16 protein-coding genes are annotated in these 18282 nt (G+C 63.6%); 7 read left to right on the top strand and 9 right to left on the bottom strand.

The genetic code is table 11. The features are described from left to right. Positions 1–7: 7 nt before the first annotated feature. Positions 8–1750: a glycerol-3-phosphate dehydrogenase/oxidase gene (locus tag RHP72_RS10500; RefSeq protein WP_003940825.1), complete on the bottom strand. Its 1743-nt coding sequence runs from the start codon at positions 1748–1750 to the stop codon at positions 8–10. A 108-nt stretch (positions 1751–1858) separates the two neighbouring features. Here RHP72_RS10500 and glpK point away from each other — a divergent pair, with 108 nt between their 5' ends. Then, positions 1859–3349, top strand: a complete 1491-nt coding sequence (gene glpK / locus RHP72_RS10495; protein WP_007727296.1) for a glycerol kinase GlpK — start codon at positions 1859–1861, stop codon at positions 3347–3349. Positions 3350–3520: 171 nt separating this feature from the next. Beyond that, positions 3521–4942 carry an MFS transporter gene (locus RHP72_RS10490; RefSeq protein WP_075832817.1) on the top strand — a complete coding sequence of 474 codons (1422 nt, stop codon included), beginning with the start codon at positions 3521–3523 and terminating at the stop codon, positions 4940–4942. On the opposite strand, the gene RHP72_RS10485 is transcribed toward RHP72_RS10490, so the two are convergent. After that, positions 4939–5835: a LysR substrate-binding domain-containing protein gene (locus RHP72_RS10485; protein ID WP_030535055.1), complete on the bottom strand. Its 897-nt coding sequence runs from the start codon at positions 5833–5835 to the stop codon at positions 4939–4941. The genes RHP72_RS10490 and RHP72_RS10485 overlap by 4 nt on opposite strands. An 83-nt stretch (positions 5836–5918) precedes the next feature. Here RHP72_RS10485 and RHP72_RS10480 point away from each other — a divergent pair, with 83 nt between their 5' ends. After that, complete coding sequence (locus tag RHP72_RS10480) at positions 5919–6833, top strand: CoA transferase subunit A (RefSeq protein ID WP_007727305.1); 915 nt, start codon at positions 5919–5921, stop codon at positions 6831–6833. Further along, positions 6830–7615 (top strand): 3-oxoadipate--succinyl-CoA transferase subunit B, encoded by a 786-nt coding sequence (locus tag RHP72_RS10475; RefSeq protein ID WP_003940707.1) that lies wholly within the window; start codon positions 6830–6832, stop codon positions 7613–7615. The genes RHP72_RS10480 and RHP72_RS10475 overlap by 4 nt, the downstream gene beginning before the upstream one ends. Here RHP72_RS10475 and RHP72_RS10470 read toward each other — a convergent pair. Further along, positions 7596–8777 (bottom strand): PLP-dependent aminotransferase family protein, encoded by a 1182-nt coding sequence (locus tag RHP72_RS10470; RefSeq protein WP_064688924.1) that lies wholly within the window; start codon positions 8775–8777, stop codon positions 7596–7598. The genes RHP72_RS10475 and RHP72_RS10470 overlap by 20 nt on opposite strands. Positions 8778–8958: 181 nt before the next feature. Continuing rightward, a complete protein-coding gene (locus tag RHP72_RS10465; protein WP_003940987.1) occupies positions 8959–10362 on the bottom strand; it encodes an NAD(P)H-quinone dehydrogenase in 1404 nt (467 codons plus the stop codon). 154 nt (positions 10363–10516) lie between these two features. Here RHP72_RS10465 and RHP72_RS10460 point away from each other — a divergent pair, with 154 nt between their 5' ends. Then, positions 10517–10987, top strand: coding sequence for a gamma-glutamylcyclotransferase (locus RHP72_RS10460; RefSeq protein WP_003940753.1), 471 nt, complete (start codon positions 10517–10519; stop codon positions 10985–10987). Positions 10988–11000: 13 nt separating this feature from the next. Here RHP72_RS10460 and RHP72_RS10455 read toward each other — a convergent pair whose 3' ends face one another. The 4 genes from RHP72_RS10455 to RHP72_RS10440 are packed head-to-tail and all read right to left on the bottom strand — an operon-like array spanning position 11001 to position 15149. After that, on the bottom strand, positions 11001–12077 hold the full coding sequence (locus tag RHP72_RS10455; protein ID WP_030535059.1) for a hypothetical protein: 1077 nt from the start codon (positions 12075–12077) through the stop codon (positions 11001–11003). A 55-nt stretch (positions 12078–12132) separates the two neighbouring features. Further along, on the bottom strand, positions 12133–13281 hold the full coding sequence (locus RHP72_RS10450; RefSeq protein WP_003940741.1) for a M20 family metallopeptidase: 1149 nt from the start codon (positions 13279–13281) through the stop codon (positions 12133–12135). Further along, the gene (locus RHP72_RS10445; RefSeq protein ID WP_311094652.1) at positions 13278–14438 is read right to left on the bottom strand and encodes a M20 family metallopeptidase; all 1161 of its coding nucleotides are present in this window, start codon (positions 14436–14438) and stop codon (positions 13278–13280) included. The genes RHP72_RS10450 and RHP72_RS10445 overlap by 4 nt, the downstream gene beginning before the upstream one ends. 12 nt (positions 14439–14450) lie before the next feature. After that, the gene (locus RHP72_RS10440) at positions 14451–15149 is read right to left on the bottom strand and encodes an enoyl-CoA hydratase-related protein (RefSeq protein WP_003940710.1); all 699 of its coding nucleotides are present in this window, start codon (positions 15147–15149) and stop codon (positions 14451–14453) included. A gap of 67 nt (positions 15150–15216) precedes the next feature. On the opposite strand from RHP72_RS10440, the gene RHP72_RS10435 reads away from it, so the two are divergent. Next, entirely contained in the window at positions 15217–16014 is a 798-nt protein-coding gene (locus RHP72_RS10435) for a purine-nucleoside phosphorylase (RefSeq protein ID WP_007727315.1), read from the top strand. Continuing rightward, positions 16011–17603 (top strand): phospho-sugar mutase, encoded by a 1593-nt coding sequence (locus RHP72_RS10430; RefSeq protein ID WP_311094651.1) that lies wholly within the window; start codon positions 16011–16013, stop codon positions 17601–17603. Before RHP72_RS10435 ends, RHP72_RS10430 begins: the two co-directional genes overlap by 4 nt. Here the strand turns inward: RHP72_RS10430 and upp are convergent. Further along, a complete protein-coding gene (gene upp, locus RHP72_RS10425) occupies positions 17600–18223 on the bottom strand; it encodes a uracil phosphoribosyltransferase (RefSeq protein ID WP_007727319.1) in 624 nt (207 codons plus the stop codon). The genes RHP72_RS10430 and upp overlap by 4 nt on opposite strands. Positions 18224–18282 lie beyond the last annotated feature (59 nt).

Genomic DNA, 18282 nt, shown 5'->3' with positions numbered 1-18282 from the left:
GGGCGACTCAGACCCGATCCGGCACCACGACGACGGGTTCGAGGATCTCGGCCCGAGACTCCGGCGCTGCGGCGCGCAAGGCGTCGGCCGACTCGTCGTCCGGCTGGGTCTGCGACTCGATCTCCGCTTCGACGCGCGCTCGGTACGTGTCGACCTCGCGCTCGACGGTGGCGGCATCCCAACCGAGAATCGGGGCAACCAATCCGGCAACCTGTTGCGCACAGTTGACACCACGATGCGGGTACTCGATTGCGATGCGCATGCGGCGAGCCAGGATGTCGTCGAGGTGCAATGCACCCTCGGCCGCGGCGGCGTACACAGCCTCGACCTGAAGGTAATCGGGGGCATCTGTGATGGGCTGCAACAACTCCGGCGTCTGTCGGCCGAGTTCGAGGACCTCCGTGATGAGTGAACCGTAGCGGTCGAGCAAGTGCTTGACGCGATACGGATGCAAGCCGTACTGCTCGCCCAGTTGCACAGTCTGATTGATCAACGCGAAGTATCCGTCGGCGCCGACGAGCGGCACCTTCTCCGTGATCGACGATGCCACTCGCGCCGGAATGTCTTCTGCTGCGACGTCGACGGCGTCTTCCGCCATGACCCGATACGTCGTGTACTTTCCACCGGCGATGGCGACCAGGCCTGGAGCCACACGGGCAACGGCGTGCTCGCGCGAGAGCTTCGACGTCTCGTCGCTCTCACCGGCAAGCAGCGGACGCAGGCCTGCGTAGACACCGTCGATGTCGGCGTGCGTCAGCGGCGTGACCAGAACGGAGTTCACGTGGCCGAGGATGTAGTCGATATCTGCTTTGGTTGCCGCTGGGTGAGCGAGATCCAAGTTCCAGTCGGTGTCCGTGGTGCCGATGATCCAGTGACTGCCCCACGGAATGACGAACAGCACCGATTTCTCGGTACGCAGGATGATGGCGGCTTCACTGACGATGCGATCGCGCGGGACGACGATGTGTACGCCCTTCGACGCTCGCACCCGGAACCGTCCGCGCTGACGTGAGAGGGCCTGGATTTCGTCCGTCCAGACACCGGTTGCATTGATGACGACGTGACCCTTGACCTCCGCGGTACGGCCGTCTTCGCAGTCGCGAACACGAACTCCCGAGACCCGGTCCGCTTCACGCAGAAATCCCACGACCTGCGTCGACGTTCGGACGACCGCGCCGTAGTGGGCGGCGGTCCGTGCAACGGTCATGGTGTGCCGAGCGTCGTCGACGACGGTGTCGTAGTACTGGATGCCACCGGTCAGTGAACTGCGCTTGAGGCTCGGCGACATGCGCAGTGCGCCCGCCCGCGTCAAGTGCTTCTGGGAGGGGACCGACTTGGCGCCGCCCATTCGGTCGTAGAGGAAGATTCCCGCGGCCATGTACGGGCGCTCCCACACGCGGTGAGCCAGAGGGAACAGGAACTTCAGCGGCTTGACCAGGTGCGGAGCGAGCGTGGTCAGCGAGAGCTCGCGCTCACGCAATGCTTCACGAACGAGGCCGAATTCGAGTTGCTCGAGATAGCGGAGACCGCCGTGGAACATCTTCGACGAGCGACTGGACGTACCGGATGCGTAGTCACGGGCCTCGACCAACGCAACCTTCAGCCCGCGGGTGGCCGCATCGAGGGCCGCTCCGACACCGACGACACCACCGCCCACCACGACGACGTCGAATTGCTCGGTCTGAAGTTGTTCCCAAGCAGCTTCGCGCTGCTGCGGGCCGAGAAACTGCGCACCTTGCTGCTTACTCAACCCGGTCTCCTGTAAGTCGACGACGAATCCGTTTACAGGCTAGTAGCTTGATCCACATACTGCGACAGCGCACGGATTACTGCGAACACGCCCGAACCTAGGAGCACAGTGAATCAATACATCGCCGCCATCGACCAAGGCACGACGTCGAGCCGCTGCATGATCTTCGATCACGACGGCGCCGTGGTGAGCGTTGCGCAGAAAGAACACGAGCAGATTTTCCCGCGAGCAGGTTGGGTCGAGCACGATCCGGTGGCGCTGTGGATCAACACTCGGGAGGTGGTGGCCGGCGCTCTCGCGAAGGTCGATCTCACGCGGGCCGACATCGCTGCCGTCGGAATCACGAATCAGCGTGAGACGACCGTCGTTTGGGAACGTTCGACGGGTAAGCCGATCTACAACGCGATCGTGTGGCAGGACACGCGCACGGATCAACTGTGTGTCGAACTGGGCGGCGACGAGGGTCCGGACAAGTATCGAGACAAGACCGGACTACCACTCTCGACCTACTTCGCCGGGCCGAAGATCCGCTGGATTCTCGACAACGTCGACGGTGCGAAAGCAAAAGCGGAGGCCGGCGAATTGTGCTTCGGCACTGTCGACACGTGGATCGTGTGGAACCTGACCGAGGGCGTCCACGTGACAGATGTCACCAATGCGTCACGCACGATGCTGATGGATCTCGAGACCCTCCAGTGGGACGAATCGATCTGTGCGGATTTCGGAATCCCGATGTCGATGCTCCCGGAAATCCGTAGTTCCTCAGAGGTCTACGGCACAGGACGTCCACGCGGCAATCTCGCCGGTGTGCCGGTCGCCGGAATCCTCGGTGACCAGCAGGCAGCCACATTCGGCCAGGCCTGCCTCTCCGAGGGTGAAGCCAAGAACACCTACGGCACCGGCAATTTCATGCTTCTCAATACGGGCACGAAGCCGGTGCACAGCAAGCACGGACTACTGACGACCGTCTGCTACAAACTCGGCGAAGCCCCTGCCGTGTACGCACTCGAAGGTTCCGTCGCCGTGACGGGTTCCTTGGTCCAGTGGCTTCGAGACAATCTCGGAATCATTCAGAACGCCAAGGACATCGAGCCGCTCGCCGCAAGTGTCGATGACAACGGCGGCGCCTACTTCGTGCCCGCGTTCTCCGGGCTGTTCGCACCTCGGTGGCGACCGGATGCCCGGGGTGTCATCGTCGGCCTGACGCGCTTCGTCAACAAGGGACACCTGGCCCGCGCAGCGCTCGAGGCGACGGCATACCAGACCCGCGAGGTCATCGACGCCATGCGAGCGGATTCGGGAGTCGAACTGTCCGCACTGAAGGTCGACGGCGGCATGGTGGTCAACGAAACCCTGATGCAGTTCCAGTCGGACATCCTCGGAGTTCCCGTCATCCGTCCGGTGGTCAACGAAACGACAGCTCTCGGTGCTGCATACGCAGCGGGCCTCGCCATCGGTTATTGGGCCGATACCGAAGACATCCGCAACAACTGGGCCGTCGGCAAGACGTGGGAACCGGCGATGGACGAGTCCGAAAGGTCACGGCTGTACGCGGAGTGGAACAAGGCCGTCGAGCGGACGTACAACTGGTCCGAGTAATCACCCCGATCCTTCCATACCGGAAGAGCTGATCATGGTCGCCTATTGATACTCCTGAGGTATCAATAGGCGACCAAGTTGGTATTGGACGTGACCTACACCACTCTGCGAATCTCATTCAGGCACGCCACGTTTCGGCGCCGCGAATGTTGCAGAGAAAGGTCGCCACGCATGAGTTCACCCACTCGCAGTTCCGAGGAGATCAACGCCAAGGCGCGAAGAGCCGGTATCGCTTCGTTCATCGGAACCACTATCGAGTGGTACGACTTCTACATCTACGGCACTGCCGCCGCCCTGGTATTCGGCGACATCTTCTTCTCCGACACTCTCCCGAACGGAGTCGGAACTCTCCTCGCCTTCATCACGCTCTGGGCAGGCTTCCTCGCCAGGCCGATCGGCGGGATCATCTTCGGACACCTCGGCGACCGGATCGGACGCAAGAACACTCTCGTCATCACCTTGATGATGATGGGTGTCGCCACGGTCGGCATCGGACTCCTCCCCACCTACGCACAGGTCGGGATCTGGGCGCCGATCGGTCTGGTCACCCTTCGCGTCATCCAAGGAGTCGCGGTCGGTGGCGAGTGGGGCGGCGCAGTGCTCATTGCCAGCGAAAATGCCCCGAAGGGCAAGAGCATCCTCTACTCCGCGTTCGCCCAACAGGGCTCACCCGCCGGAAATCTGTTGGCCACCATCGCGTTCTTCCTTCTGTCCTCGATGCCGACGCCGTCGTTCCTCCTGTACGGATGGCGCATCCCGTTCATCATCTCGGCGGTGCTGGTCATTCTCGGGATGATCATTCGCCTCAAACTCGAAGAGTCGGACGAGATGAAGGCCGTTCTCGCACGCAAGAAGGTCGTCAAGCTTCCGCTCGCCGAAGTCTTGCGCAAGCACTGGGTACTGGTTCTCCTCGGCGCCGGCGCACTCCCCCTCGCCCAGGTCACCTATTTCAAGAACACCTTCGCATTGTCCTGGGCTACAAAAGAACTCGGATACGATCGAGGAACCTTCCTGGCCGCCATCGCGATCGCGCTCGTCGTGCAGTTCATCGTCCAACCTTTCGGTGCCGTCCTGGTCTCCAAGATCGACATGCGAAAAGCCATGTGCCTGATGGTGATACCGGAGTTCGTCCTCATGCCCGCCATGTTCTTCGCGATCCGAACCGGGAACTTCACCATCGCAGTCGTCGCGATGTGTCTGGCCACGATCCCGCACTCGATGTTCTACGGCGCCATCGCCGGCGTTCTCGCTCGGGCCTTCCCCGCCAACATCCGTTACACCGGTCTGTCGACGGCGTACCAATTGTGTTCCCTTGTCGTCGGCGGCGGAACTCCCGTACTGGCGCAGTGGATGCTCAACACGTCAGGCAATATCGTCGGGGTCGCGATCGTATCCGGGCTGTACGCCCTTGTCTCGCTGATCTGCACCCTGCTCCTGCTCCGACGTACCGGCTACAACGCGGGCGAACTCTCGACGGCCGAACAAGCGGACTACGACGAACTCGAACTCGAACTCGAAAACACTCTTGTCGATATTGCGAACTCGCCGAAGTCCGAAGCGGGTGAGATTCCTACCGGTCGGGCAACCGTCTAGGCCAGGGACGGCAGCGCCTGCTCGGACAATTTCAACACTTCGAGAAGAGCAGGTCTGTCGTCTCCCTCTCGCCAGGCGATACGCAGTTGAAGAGGAGGAGGTGGGTCCATGACCGGAACAAAGACAACATCAGGATTCACGATGCTCTGGGCCACCGAGGAAATGGTCAACGAGCATCCGATTTCCGCGGACACCAGCGCGATCAACGACATCGAATCCGGTGCCGTCTGCACGATGCGAGCCAGGAACCCTGCGTTCTTCGAGGCAGTGAGCAGAGACTCCCGCAGAATCGAACCTGGCTCCGCCGGAAGCGTCACCCAATTCTCGGACTCCAATTCGATCAACCGAACCGAGTCCCTCGACGCCAACGGGTGGTCTTTGGACATGGCCACCAGAAAGTTCTCCTCGGCGATCAATCTCGACGTGATCCCGAGCGGCGGTACGGTCCACCGCACCATCCCGATGTCGAGTCGTCGATCGAGCAGCATCAACAACGCCTCGTTCGCGAAAGCAGAACTGTCGAGCACGAATTCGATACCGGGATTGGTCTTTCTCACCAATTTCGCCCACCGCCCGACGAGCAGATGCGAAGAAGTCCCCGCGAAACCCAGGCGAACGCGACCTGTCGTTCCCTTGCCTGCCGCAGACACCGCGATCTCGGCCATCCGGCACGCGTCCAGAATCTCGCGCGCCGGAAGCAGCAGCGCTTCACCGGCAGCAGTGAGCCGCACAGTTCGAGTGCTCCGATCGAACAACGGCGAACCGAGCTGTTTCTCGAATTGCCTGATCGTTCGACTCAGCGGCGGTTGCGCAATCCGAAGCCGCTGCGCCGCACGGCCGAAATGTAGCTCCTCAGCCACCGCGAGAAATGCGTTGATCTGATGAATTTCCACCCGACATTGTTGCGCCACACCGGCCGAACATGTCAAGTTCCGAAACCGACCGAGTGCGCGAAAGAACAAGAAGAGGTACACACGTGGACAAGACCCTCTCGATGAAAGAGGCCGTCGGCCGATACGTCGAAGACGGGATGACCGTTGCGCTGGAGGGATTTTCGCATCTCATTCCTTTTGCCGCGGCACACGAGATCATCCGGCAGGGCAGAAAGGACCTCACGCTCTGCCGGATGACGCCGGACATCGTTTCCGATCAACTCGTCGCCGCCGGCTGCGTCCGAAAGCTGGTTGCCTCGTTCTTCGCCAGCGGCTCCGCAGGTTCTCTGTACGAGTTACGCAGACGCATCGAGAACCAGGACCCGCTCCCCCTCGAAGTCGAGGAATACAGTCATTACGGCATGGTGTGCCGGTATCAGGCGGGAGCGGCCAGGCTTCCCTTCTTCCCGCTGCGGTCGTACGCCGGTAGTGATCTACCCGCACTCAACCCACAACTGAGACTCGTCGAGGATCCGTACGGCGGCGGGAGCGTCTACGTTGTGCCGCCGTTGAATCCGGATGTGACGATCATCGGCGCACAGCGAGCGGACACGTCCGGGAACGCACAGATCTGGGGCATCGCCGGGGTGCAGCAAGAAGCCGTTTACGCCGCGAAGAAGGCGATCGTCGTTGTGGAAGAGCTGGTCGACGACGAGGTCATCAGGTCAGATCCGAGCCGAACTCTGATTCCCTCGCATGCCGTCGACGCGGTTGTCGTCTGCCCGCGCGGCGCGCACCCGTCGTACGCACAGGGATACTACGACCGCGATTGCGGCTTCTACCGACGCTGGACCGAGATTTCCAAAGACCCTTCGTTGCTGAGAAATTGGCTCGACGAATGGGTGTACACACTCGGCGATCACGACGAATATCTCGCCAAGCTCGGAGCTGACTACTGGTCGGATCTCGAGGTCGAATCAAAACTCTCCACACCTGTCGACTACGGGAGCAGACTGTGACCACCACGATTGTCAGCGGTAACACCACCTCCACCGAAACGATCGTCGCCGTCGCGGCACGCGAGTTGGCGGGTAAGCGCCGTGTTTTCGCCGGAGTCGGGCTCCCCACGCTCGCAGTCGATCTCGCGCGCCACACGTCGAATCCGGACGTAGAACTGATCTACGAATCCGGAGTGTGCGGCGCGCATCCGTCGGCCATGGCCGAAGGTATCGCCGACTCCGTCGTGGTCTCCGGTGCCGAATCCGTGCTCAGTATGGCCGCGCTCTTCGGTTATGTCCTGCAAGGTGGCAACGTCGACGTCGGATTTCTCGGGGCCGCTCAAATCGATCGAACGGGAAGCCTGAACACAAGTTTCATCGGTGACTGGAAGAACCCGACGGTCAGACTGCCCGGCGCAGGCGGGGCCGTCGAGATCATCGCGAACGCCGCCGAGATCTTCGTCGTGATGCGTCGCCACGACCTCAGTTCCTTTCCGGCCGCGCTCGACTTCTGCACCTCACCCAGCCCCGCCCGCGCCCACGCCAGCGGAAAGGGCATCATGCCGGCAGGTGCAGGGGTGACAAAGGTGTTCACCAACCTCGGTGTCCTGACACACCAGGGCCCCGGCGGCGAGTTGGAGCTGACCAGTGTCCACGAAGGCATCTCGGTCGATCAGGTGCGAGAGGCGACGGGATGGGATCTGGCCGTCGCCGACCACGTCACCGTCACCACCCCGCCGTCCGGTACGGAGATCGATCTGCTCCGCAACACAATCGACAAAGTCAGGCTGTACCTGCGGTGACACTGTCCCGGAGCCTGCCGACGGCGTCGACCAGCACGGCTTCGGGATACGTCGCGAAACACAGTCGAGCGCTTCGACCAAGGTCCGCTTCGACCGCGAAGGCCGAACCTGGGACAAATGCCACGCCATGCGCGAGCGCGGCACCCAGGAGTTCGGTGGTGTCGACGTCGTCGAGGAAATCCATCCAACAGAACATCCCGCCGCGGACCTCGGAAAAGCGTGCACGCCCACTCAATTCCGTCTCGGCGGCCGTGACCAACGCCTTCGCCCTCGCGCCGTACCCCGCTCGAAGCACGTCGAGATGCGCGTCGAACCATTCGACGTCGGAGAAGAGGTCTGCGGCGATCTGCTGTGTGAGCGAAGACCCGCACAGGTCAGCGCCTTGCTTGATCAGTTCGACCGCCTCGCAGACCTTTCGGTCGCCGTGCAGCCAGCCGACGCGCAGCGCCGGTGCCAACACTTTGGAAGCACTGGACAGCCGAATCACCCTGTCCGACAACGCCGCCAGCGGTGCGGGCGGTTTCTCGCCGAAGTACAGTTCGCCGTACGGGTCGTCCTCGAGAACCCAGAACCCGTATCGGTCCGCCAGTGCCGCCAAGTGCGCTCGCCGCTGCGCCGAAAGCACCGCGCCGCGCGGGTTGTGGAAATTGCTCACGGTGTGAACAACTTTGGGCCGAAGACCGGCGTCGAGTTTCGCTTCGAGCGCGTCGGTGTCCATTCCGTCCTCGTCGAGCTGGACGGGAACGAGACGGGCCTGCGCCGTTCGAAAGACCTGCAGCGCACCGGTATATGCCGGTTCCTCCACGACCACGACGTCACCGGCGTCGAGGAGGACCTGCGCGAGCAAGCTCAAACCTTGCTGAGAACCGTGGGTGATCACGACTTCGGACACGTCGAGTGTCCGCCCGATCTTGGATGATTCGCGCTCGGCGATCACCTCACGGAGGCGCCGCAGGCCGGAGGTCTCGCCGTACTGGACGGACGAGGGGTCACCGAGTGCGTCGTGGGCTGCCTTCGAGATTCGCTCCCGCGGAATGAAATCGGGATCGGGCAGTCCGCCGGCCAAGCTGATGACGTCGGGCCGGGCAGTCAGGGTGAGCAGATCGCGAATTGCAGAACTACGGAGTCCGTCCATGCGAGCGGACAGCGCGGCGTGTGTCATATGAAGCTCCCAGGCACGCAGAATGAAGGTCAGAGGAAAAACACCCTGAGCCGTCCTGGGTCAACGGGGCGGGAGAGCGCCGAGATACCGACCCTTGATTCGGTCGGTATCTCGACTATCCCACCAATACTTCAGTATATGAAACAGAGTTCCCACATTGTAAGAAGAGTCTGGTCGGTTGTCAGTCCAGGTCGTCGTGACGCATGAGCTGACGAGCAGCCTCGGTGATCGATCCGGTCAGCGACGGGTACACCGAGAACGTCTGCGCCAGGTCGTTGACCGTCAGGTTGTTCTGTACGGCGATCGCGATCGGCAGGATCAATTCCGAAGCAGTGGGTGCGACCACAACACCGCCGATGACCACGCCGGTAGCCGGGCGGCAGAAAATCTTCACGAATCCGCGACGCAAACCGGACATCTTGGCGCGCGGGTTGGTGTTGAGCGGCAACATGACGGTGCGCGCAGGCACCTCTCCGTTGTCGATCGCTGCCTGCGAAACACCCACCGTTGCAATTTCGGGGCGTGTGAAGACGGCCGACGCGACGGTCTTCAACTTGATCGGGCTGACGCCTTCACCCAGTGCGTGGTACATCGCGATACGTCCCTGCATCGCAGCCACCGACGCGAGCGGGAGCAGTCCGGTGCAGTCACCGGCAGCGTAGATACCGGAAACCGTGGTGCGCGAGACCCGGTCGACACGCAGGTATCCACCCTTGTCCAACTCGATGCCGACCCGCTCCAGGCCGAGACCGTTGGTGTTGGGGACGGAACCGACGGTCATCAGAGCGTGGCTTCCTTCGACCGTGCGGCCGTCGGAGAGCTTGACGACGATGCCCTTCTCGGTGCGCTCGACGGCGTCCGCGCGGGCGTGCTTGACGAGGGTGACACCGCGCTCGGCGAGGGCGTCCTCGAGCACGAGCGCCGCATCGGCATCCTCGCCGGGCAGAACACGGTCGCGACTGGACACGAGCGTGACCTTGACGCCCATCTCGGTGTACGCGGAGACGAACTCGGCACCGGTGACACCGGAACCGACCACGACCAGGTGCTCGGGAAGCTCGTCCAAGTCGTAGAGCTGGCGCCACGTCATGATTCGCTCACCGTCGGGCTCGGCTCCCGGGATGATGCGGGGGCTGGCGCCGGTGGCGATCAACACGACGTCTGCGTCGATGGTCTTCTGCTCGCCGCTTCCGAGCGTCGCGCGAACCTGGTGTGCTGCCATGCCGAGGAGTGGATCGGTCAGTTCGGCGGTGCCGGAGAGAACCTCGACGCCTACCGTCTGCAACCGTGCGCGAATGTCCGAGGACTGGGACAACGCGAGACTCTTGACTCGGGAGTGGATCTTCGGCAGTGACACCGAAGCCTGCTCCGGATCCAGAGTGATGCCGAGGTCGGATGCACGACGCATGTCGGTGCGGATCCCGGTGGACGCGATGAACGTCTTCGACGGGACACAGTCGAACAGCACACACGCACCGCCGACGCCGTCCGAATCGACCAGGGTGACCGTGGCCCCGTGCTGCGCGGCTACCAGTGCCGCCTCGTAGCCGGCGGGTCCGCCACCGATGATCACGATCCGGGTCATGTGTCCTCCAAGTCCTCGCGTGGCCGGCAGGGGTCTCCCGTCGACCAGTGTCACGCTATTCGAGCACCACGTGTCGCGCAGTGCTTGTACCAGATTACTTGCGTCCGGTGGTCCGCTTCGCCACACCCTCGGACCACGGTTTAGGCTTGCGCCCGTGTCGATTTATGCCGCCTACGGTTCCAACATGCATCCCGAGCAGATGTTGTTGCGCTGCCCACACTCCCCCATGTCCGGGACAGGGTGGCTGCGAGGCTGGCGCCTGACCTTCAGCGGCGAGGACCTCGGCTGGGAGGGTGCTCTCGCCACCGTGGTCGAAGATCCCGATTCCAGTGTTTTCGTGGTGCTCTACGACGTCCCGGAAGAGGACGAAGTGAGTCTGGACCGCTGGGAAGGTGCCGAACTGGGTCTGCACCGCAAGATCCGCGTGCGGGTCGACACCGCCGGCGACGCGGTACTTGCGTGGCTCTACGTCATGGATGCGTACGAAGGCGGGCTGCCGTCGGCCCGCTACATCGGTGTGATGGCCGACGCTGCCGAGATTGCCGGAGCGCCGGCCGAGTACGTACGAGAGTTGCGGACGAGAAACAGCCGCAATGTCGGTCCGGGTAACGGTGTTACCGATTAGATAGCTGTCCTGCTCAAAGCAGCAGGAAATACGCGAGCACTGCCAGTGCTGCGAGCACCACCACAACCGTCACGCCGATGAGCACACGCTTGGAACCGCGCGACTCCGATTCGCCTGCGACAACTGCAGTTTCCGGCTCGGCGGTCGCCACCCCGGCAGCGGTTTCTGCCGCCACCTTCTCGCGTCCCAGGGTGTCGAACACCTCGGTCACGTCGTGTGAAGGCGGCAATCCGATCGGCACGATAGTGTGCGACGTCGAGGTGAATCCGGCAGCCAGAATTGCGGCTCCCAGCGCAGCCGACTGCTCAGGTCCGGGACCGAGTTCACATCTGACACCGAGCTTTTCGGCAATCCCGGCCGCTATGGACATCATGGCCGCTTTGTCTGTCGCCGGTTCGCCGTCACCGGTGACGACTACGGCGTCCAGGTTCTCCGGCATCCAACCGAACGCACCCAGAGCCGTCGCGAGGCGTGAACTCGGCGAACTCCCGTCGCCGGCAAAGCCGAATGCACGGCCGGCCGCGACACCAGAACGCACGAGGGTGACCGCTGCCCCGGTGTCGTCCACGTGATAGATGCCGATGAGCGTGCCGGCGAGTGCCGCGATTTCCGACTCGAACCACGCCGACACGGCCTCGGCATCCGAGACGAGTGTGACCCGTTCGAGGCCCGCGTAGACCAGCGAATCCTGCATGAGGGCCGCTGTCGACGAGTCCCAGCGTGACGGGTAGGTCGCGACGATGTCGGGCGCTCCCCCGCTTCGACCACCACGATCGGGCAGCGGCTCGCATTCCTGCAACAGACAGCGAATCGAGGTCGCCACCAAATCCTCGGCGCGGTAACGAGTATCGGCAGTTCCCGCGACGCCACTCGGGTCCCCGACGCGACCGACAAAGCCCGACCAGCTCTCGGCGAACTCACGGCCGGCACCCAGTTGCTCGGTGCCACCGAGCACCGTCGTTCCGTCCTTGCGTTGATTGAGGATCGTGTCCCGAACCAATACCACCGGATCGGCCGAACCCGGATCGTTCGACGCAACGACAGCCGTCGACACCAATGTGCCGATTCGCACTCCCACACCTATGGACATGCCCGTACCTTCACTCGAACGACACGAAAAACGGTACCCCCGACGGGAACCGGAACTATCCCAGAACCAGGCTCGTCAGAACCTTCACACCGACGCCGAGTGCTCGCTCGTCGAGATCGAAAGTGGGTTGGTGGATGTCGAGCTGATCGCCCTCACCCGACCACACGCCGAGCCGCGCCATGGCACCCGGCACGGTTTCGAGGTACCACGAAAAGTCTTCGCCACCACCGGATTGCGGGGTGTCCGCCAAAGCATCTTGTCCGACGGTCGCGATGGCGTCCTCGAACATCCGAGTGGACACCTCGTCGTTGACGACCGGAGGCACTCCGCGACGATAGTTGAGTTGGTAGCGAACTCCGGTGGGTGCGAGCAGTCCGTGGACGATTTCTTCCACGAGCGGTTCGAGCAACTCCCAGGTGTCGTGATCGCCGGTACGTACCGTGCCCGTCATCATGCCGGTCTGCGGAATCGCGTTGGGCGCCTGACCTGCGCTGACCGCGCCCCACACCATGACGGTTCCGGTACGCGGATCGATACGACGGCTGAGCATTCCCGGCAGCCCGGTCACGACGGTGCCGAGCGCGTAGATCAGATCCGTGGTCAAATGCGGCCGCGACGTGTGCCCACCCGGAGAGTCGAGGACGACCTCGATCGTGTCGGCAGCAGAGGTGATCGCGCCCAGGCGCATTCCGACCTGGCCTGCCTCGAGTCGCGGATCGCAGTGCAGAGCAAAGATTCTGGACACACCGTCGAGCGCGCCCGCGGCGATGACGTCGAGTGCTCCGCCAGGCATGACTTCCTCGGCGGGCTGGAATATCAGCCGAACCCCGACGGGAAGTTCGGGCAGCGTGGCCAGAGCCAGTCCGGCGCCGAGCAAGATGGTGGTGTGGGCGTCGTGCCCGCATGCATGGGACACACCGGGGACCGTGGACGAGTACGTCGCCCCGGTCGCTTCCTGCATCGGCAAAGCGTCCATGTCGGCGCGCAGTGCGATTCGTGGACCCTCCGGTCCGATATCGCACGTGAGACCGGTGCCACCGGGAAGGATCTTCGGCGACAATCCAGCGGCAGTGAGGCGGGTGGCGACGAATTCGGTGGTCGCGTATTCGCGGCGAGCCAACTCCGGGTTGGCATGGATGTGTCGACGCCACGCGACGAGGTCGTCGGTGTGCGCGTGAATCCACGTGTCGATTGCCGCGTTCACCGGCGATCTACCCCTTCCAACAGACGGGCGCGTTGTTCTGGATCGGACGCTACCCGGACAGCAGTGCGGGCCAACGCAATTGCACCGTCGACTACCGCTCGATCTGCGGAGGTGGTGATACACGCAGCCGCGAACTCCGGCTGATGTGTCACTGCCCCCGATGAATCCAAGCCTACGACCGGGTGAATTCCCGGAATCACATTGGTCACATTACCCATATCCGTACTACCCAGTGGACGGGAGCGCTCCCATTCCGCTGCCAGTGGCACCCGCCCGAGATCGACGATCTGTTCACGGTACGCCGCCGCCAGCCACGGATCGGGGGTCAGCTCGGTGTAAGTAGGCGATACCGTGCGGATTTCGTGGGTGCACCCGGTGCCGAGTGCACCCGAGGCGAAGCAGGCCTCGGCACGCTCGGACAGATTGGCCAACGACGCGGCCGTTTCGGCACGCAGGTAGTAGAGCAATTCGGACCGAGCCGGAACGATGTTGGGAGCCGTGCCGCCGTCACTGACGATTCCGTGAATCTGTTGACCTGGCTGCAGGTGCTGACGCAACAGTCCGACCGCCACCTGAGCGAGCGTCGCTGCGTCGGCGGCGTTACGACCGAACTCCGGCGCAGCAGACGCATGCGCCTCGCGACCGTGATAACTCACGGCGATGTCCGCCAAGGCCAGCGAGGTCGCACCGATGATGTCGATCGGCCCTGGATGAACCATCATGGCCGCGCCGACGCCGTCGAATGCACCACGCTCGAGCATCAGAACTTTGCCGCCACCGGTTTCCTCCGCGGGAGTACCGATCACTCGGACGGTGATCCCCAGTTCGTCGGCCACGGTAGCCAACGCGATGCCGGCCCCGACCGCGGCGGCGGCAATGATGTTGTGCCCACAGGCATGACCGATCTCGGGCAGCGCGTCGTACTCGGCGCAGATCGCGATGACCAACTCTCCGCTGCCGTAGGTGGCATCGAAAGCTGTCGGCAGATCGACGATCCCGCGAGTGACCGCGAAACCGTGCTGCGCCAGCAGGTCCGACACTTTGGCAGCGCTGCGGAACTCCTCGAAGGCGAGTTCCGGGTCGCTGTGAATCGAATGCGACAGCGCGATCAGATCGGCCTCTACGGACCTGACTGCGCAGTCGACATTCTGGTTCACGCGATCATTGTCTCACCCGAAGGAGAAGTTGCTCTTGTCAGTCACCTGAGCGAGGTCTGCAAGAGCATCGCGGTGGATGCCTGCCTTGATTCCCGCCAAGTTCTTGCCGTGAGTCGACGTCAGTGCCGACGCCTTGGCCACAGCAGCGGCGAGTACTCCGTCGCCGTCGACCGTTTCCTGCACGATGCCGGCAGCGAGTGCGTCGGCGCCGCCGAAGCGACGCCCCGTCGTCATGGCATCGACTGCCGTCTGCTTGGGCAGACGACTGTTCAGCAGTGCAGACATCCCGACAGTGAACGGCATGTTCAGTCCCACCTCGGGCAGGCAGTAGAAGCCGCGGTCCGCGCGCATGATCTGGAAATCGTGCGAGGACGCGAGCATGGCGCCGGCGCCGAACGCGTGCCCCTGCACGGCCGCGACCGTGGCCATCGGGAAGGTCAGCAAACGGCTGTAGATGGTGTGGACCTTGTCCAGGTAGCCGGGGAGACCGTCGAGATTGCCGAAGATCCACGTCGTGTCCAGGCCGTTCGTGTAGAACTTGCCCGTCGCGGTGGTCACCAGGGCTGCGGGACCCTCGTGCGCTTCGACCTCGTCCAACTTGCTGTGAACAGCGTCGATCCACTCGGGGCCGAAGCGGTTCTCGTTGTCCGTTTCGCCCTCGTTGCCGAGGTACAGGATGAATACGTCGCCGTCGCGTTCGAGATAAGGCATGGATGGGAGAGTAACGCCCGCCAACTCACCCGGCGAACCGACCCGACTCCTCAGTAGGGTTGCTCACATGGGAACGATCGCCGAGGCCGCCGCCGCTGCTCTGTCCGCCATGACTGGCTCTTCGTCACCGTCAGTCGCCATCGTGCTCGGGTCGGGGTGGACCGATGCCGCAGACGTGTTCGGCGACGCCGGTGCGGACGTGACAGCCGAAGTCTCGATGGCGGATCTTCCTGGCTTCGCCCCACCGTCCGCCCTCGGCCATGCGGGCACCATTCGTTCGGTGCGCGTCGGAAACACCGAAGTCCTGCTGCTGCTCGGGCGCGCGCACGCATACGAGGGCCACGATCTCGGTACCGTCGTCCACCCGGTCCGGACAGCCATTGCTGCCGGCGCCGACACCGTCATCCTCACCAATGCGGCCGGCGGTATCCGCGAGGACTACGCAGTGGGACAACCAGTGCTGATCAGTGACCACCTGAACCTGACGGCCCGCTCTCCCCTCGTCGGCGCAGAGTTCGTCGACCTGGTCGACGCCTACTCGCCGGAACTGCGGGCGCTGGCTCGCTCGATCGACCCGGACCTTGCCGAGGGTGTTTACGCCGGGCTTCCCGGTCCGCATTACGAGACTCCGGCCGAGATTCGAATGCTTCGTACACTCGGCGCCGATCTGGTCGGCATGTCGACGGTTCACGAGACCATCGCGGCCCGCGCGCTCGGCGCCCGCGTTCTCGGCATCTCCATGGTCACCAATCTGGCCGCCGGAATCACGGGCGCCCCACTGGACCATCAGGAGGTGCTGGCGGCAGGCAAAGCCTCGGCGGCCCGGATGGGAGTGCTGCTGCGTCAACTGGTCGAGCAGCTGTGACACCACTGAACGTCACAGAGTGGATCGACGCCGATCCGGACCCGGTTACCCGCGCAGAATTAGCAGCCCTTTCGGAACATGAACTGACCGAACGCTTTTCCGCACCACTGACGTTCGGCACTGCTGGGCTTCGCGGGCCGGTGCGCGGCGGACCCAACGGAATGAACCTCGCGGTCGTCATCCGGACCACGGCCGGTCTGGCGGCCTGGCTGACAGCTCGCTGCCAGGGCGGGTCCCGCGTTGTGGTCGGCCGCGACGCCCGGCTCGGTTCAGAGGCATTTGCTCTGGCCGCCGCCGAGGTCATGGCAGCCGCCGGGTTCGAAGTGACCCTGCTCCCCCGCCCACTGCCGACACCGCTGGTGGCGTTCGCGGTGCGCAGGCTCGGGGCAGCGGCAGGTATCCAGATCACCGCCTCCCACAATCCTGCCGCCGACAACGGTTACAAGGTGTATCTCTCGGGCGGAGCGCAACTCGTCTCCCCCGCCGATCGTGAAATCGAGAGCGAGATCGCTCGCATCGGTAGTGCCGCCGACGTCGCGCGAGCATCGGTGATTCCGGCCGACGATTCTCTGGTCGAGCAGTACATCGCCCGCATCGCGACCCTCCCGCACGGCGACGCCCGCTCGATCCGGATTGCGCTCACGGCAATGCACGGCGTCGGGGGTGAGACTGCGACCGCGGCTCTGCGAGCAGCAGGATTCGAGGACCTGCACGTCGTGGCGGAGCAGTTCGATCCCGACCCCACGTTTCCGACCGTCGAGTTCCCCAATCCCGAAGAGCCCGGCGCCGCAGACCGCCTGCTCGCCCTTGCCCGAAGTGTCGACGCGGATCTGGCGATCGCACTCGACCCGGATGCCGACCGCTGCGCCGTCGGAGTTCGCGACGGTGATCAGTGGCGCATGTTGCGCGGCGACGAAACCGGGGTGCTCCTGGCCGACCACGTACTGAGCACGGCGCCCGAAGATTCGTTGGTGGCGACGACGATAGTCTCCTCGACCCTGCTCTCGAAGTTGGCGAAAGCCCGCGGAGCCAGGTTTGCGCAGACACTCACCGGATTCAAGTGGCTCACGCGCGCCGGCGACGGACTCGTCTACGCCTACGAGGAAGCGATCGGGCACTGCGTCGATCCGGATGTGGTGCGGGACAAGGACGGAATCTCAGCTGCCGTTCTGGTGGCTGACTTGGCTGCCACCCTCGCGGGCAGCAACAGAACCCTGTTGGACGTTCTAGGCGACTATGCCGTCGAATTCGGACTGCATTGCGGGGACCAAGTATCCCGCCGCGTCGAGGACTCGAGTGACATCGCGGAAATGATGAAACGGCTACGCGCCGATCCGCCAAGCCAACTCGCGGGCGAGCCGGTCACGACCGAGGACTTGTCCCTGGTTCGCGGTGGTATGCGCACCGACGCAGTGATATTCGACGGGCCGTCGATCCGCGTGGTTGTTCGACCGTCCGGAACCGAGCCCAAGCTCAAGTGCTATCTCGAAGTTGTCGTCCCGGTGGCGAACCGCGCCGACCTCGCGAACGCAGTAGAGCAGGCGAAGGCCCGGCTGGCCGAACTCCGAACCTTCGCCCTTTCGCTCTAGCGGGGTCCGAACTGCCGATCGCCGGCGTCACCGAGACCGGGGACGATGAAAGCGTTCTCGTCGAGTCCGTCGTCGATGCTCGCGATGACCAGACGAACCGGGTGGCCGGACGCTGCCAGCGCGTCGACGCCGGCCGGAGCGGCCACGACGCACACTGCCGTGACATCCGTCGCGCCACGCGCAACCAGCAAGTCGATGGTGTGCACCATCGAACCGCCGGTGGCGAGCATCGGATCGAGCACGAACACCGGGATCCCGGACAGATCCGCCGGCAGGGATTCGAGGTACGGAACCGGCTGATGAGTCTCTTCGTCACGTGCCATTCCGACAAAGCCGACGCCGGCCGACGGAATCAGCGCACTCGCCTGTTCGACCATGCCCAGACCGGCCCGCAGCACCGGTACCAACAACGGCGGCTTCGCGAGCCGGATGCCCGTCGTCGCTGCTACCGGGGTGTCGACCGGAAATTCCTCGACCTCCGCGTCACGCATGGCCTCGTAGACCAGCATGTGCGTGAGCCTGCGAAGTGCGGAACGAAAAGTCGCGTTCTCACTGCGTGCATCACGCATTGTCGTCAAGAGGGCCGCCGCGAGCGGATGGTCGACTACGTGCGTTTGCATGACCATCAGAATAGTTCCTCGGGAACCGGAGCACCCCGCGCGGCGTCCAAGAGGGAGTA

Origin of the sequence: Rhodococcus sp. SG20037 (assembly GCF_031763325.1) — a bacterium.
GTDB classification, from domain to species: domain Bacteria; phylum Actinomycetota; class Actinomycetes; order Mycobacteriales; family Mycobacteriaceae; genus Rhodococcus_F; species Rhodococcus_F qingshengii.
This window is presented reverse-complemented; position numbering and strand designations above follow the sequence as displayed.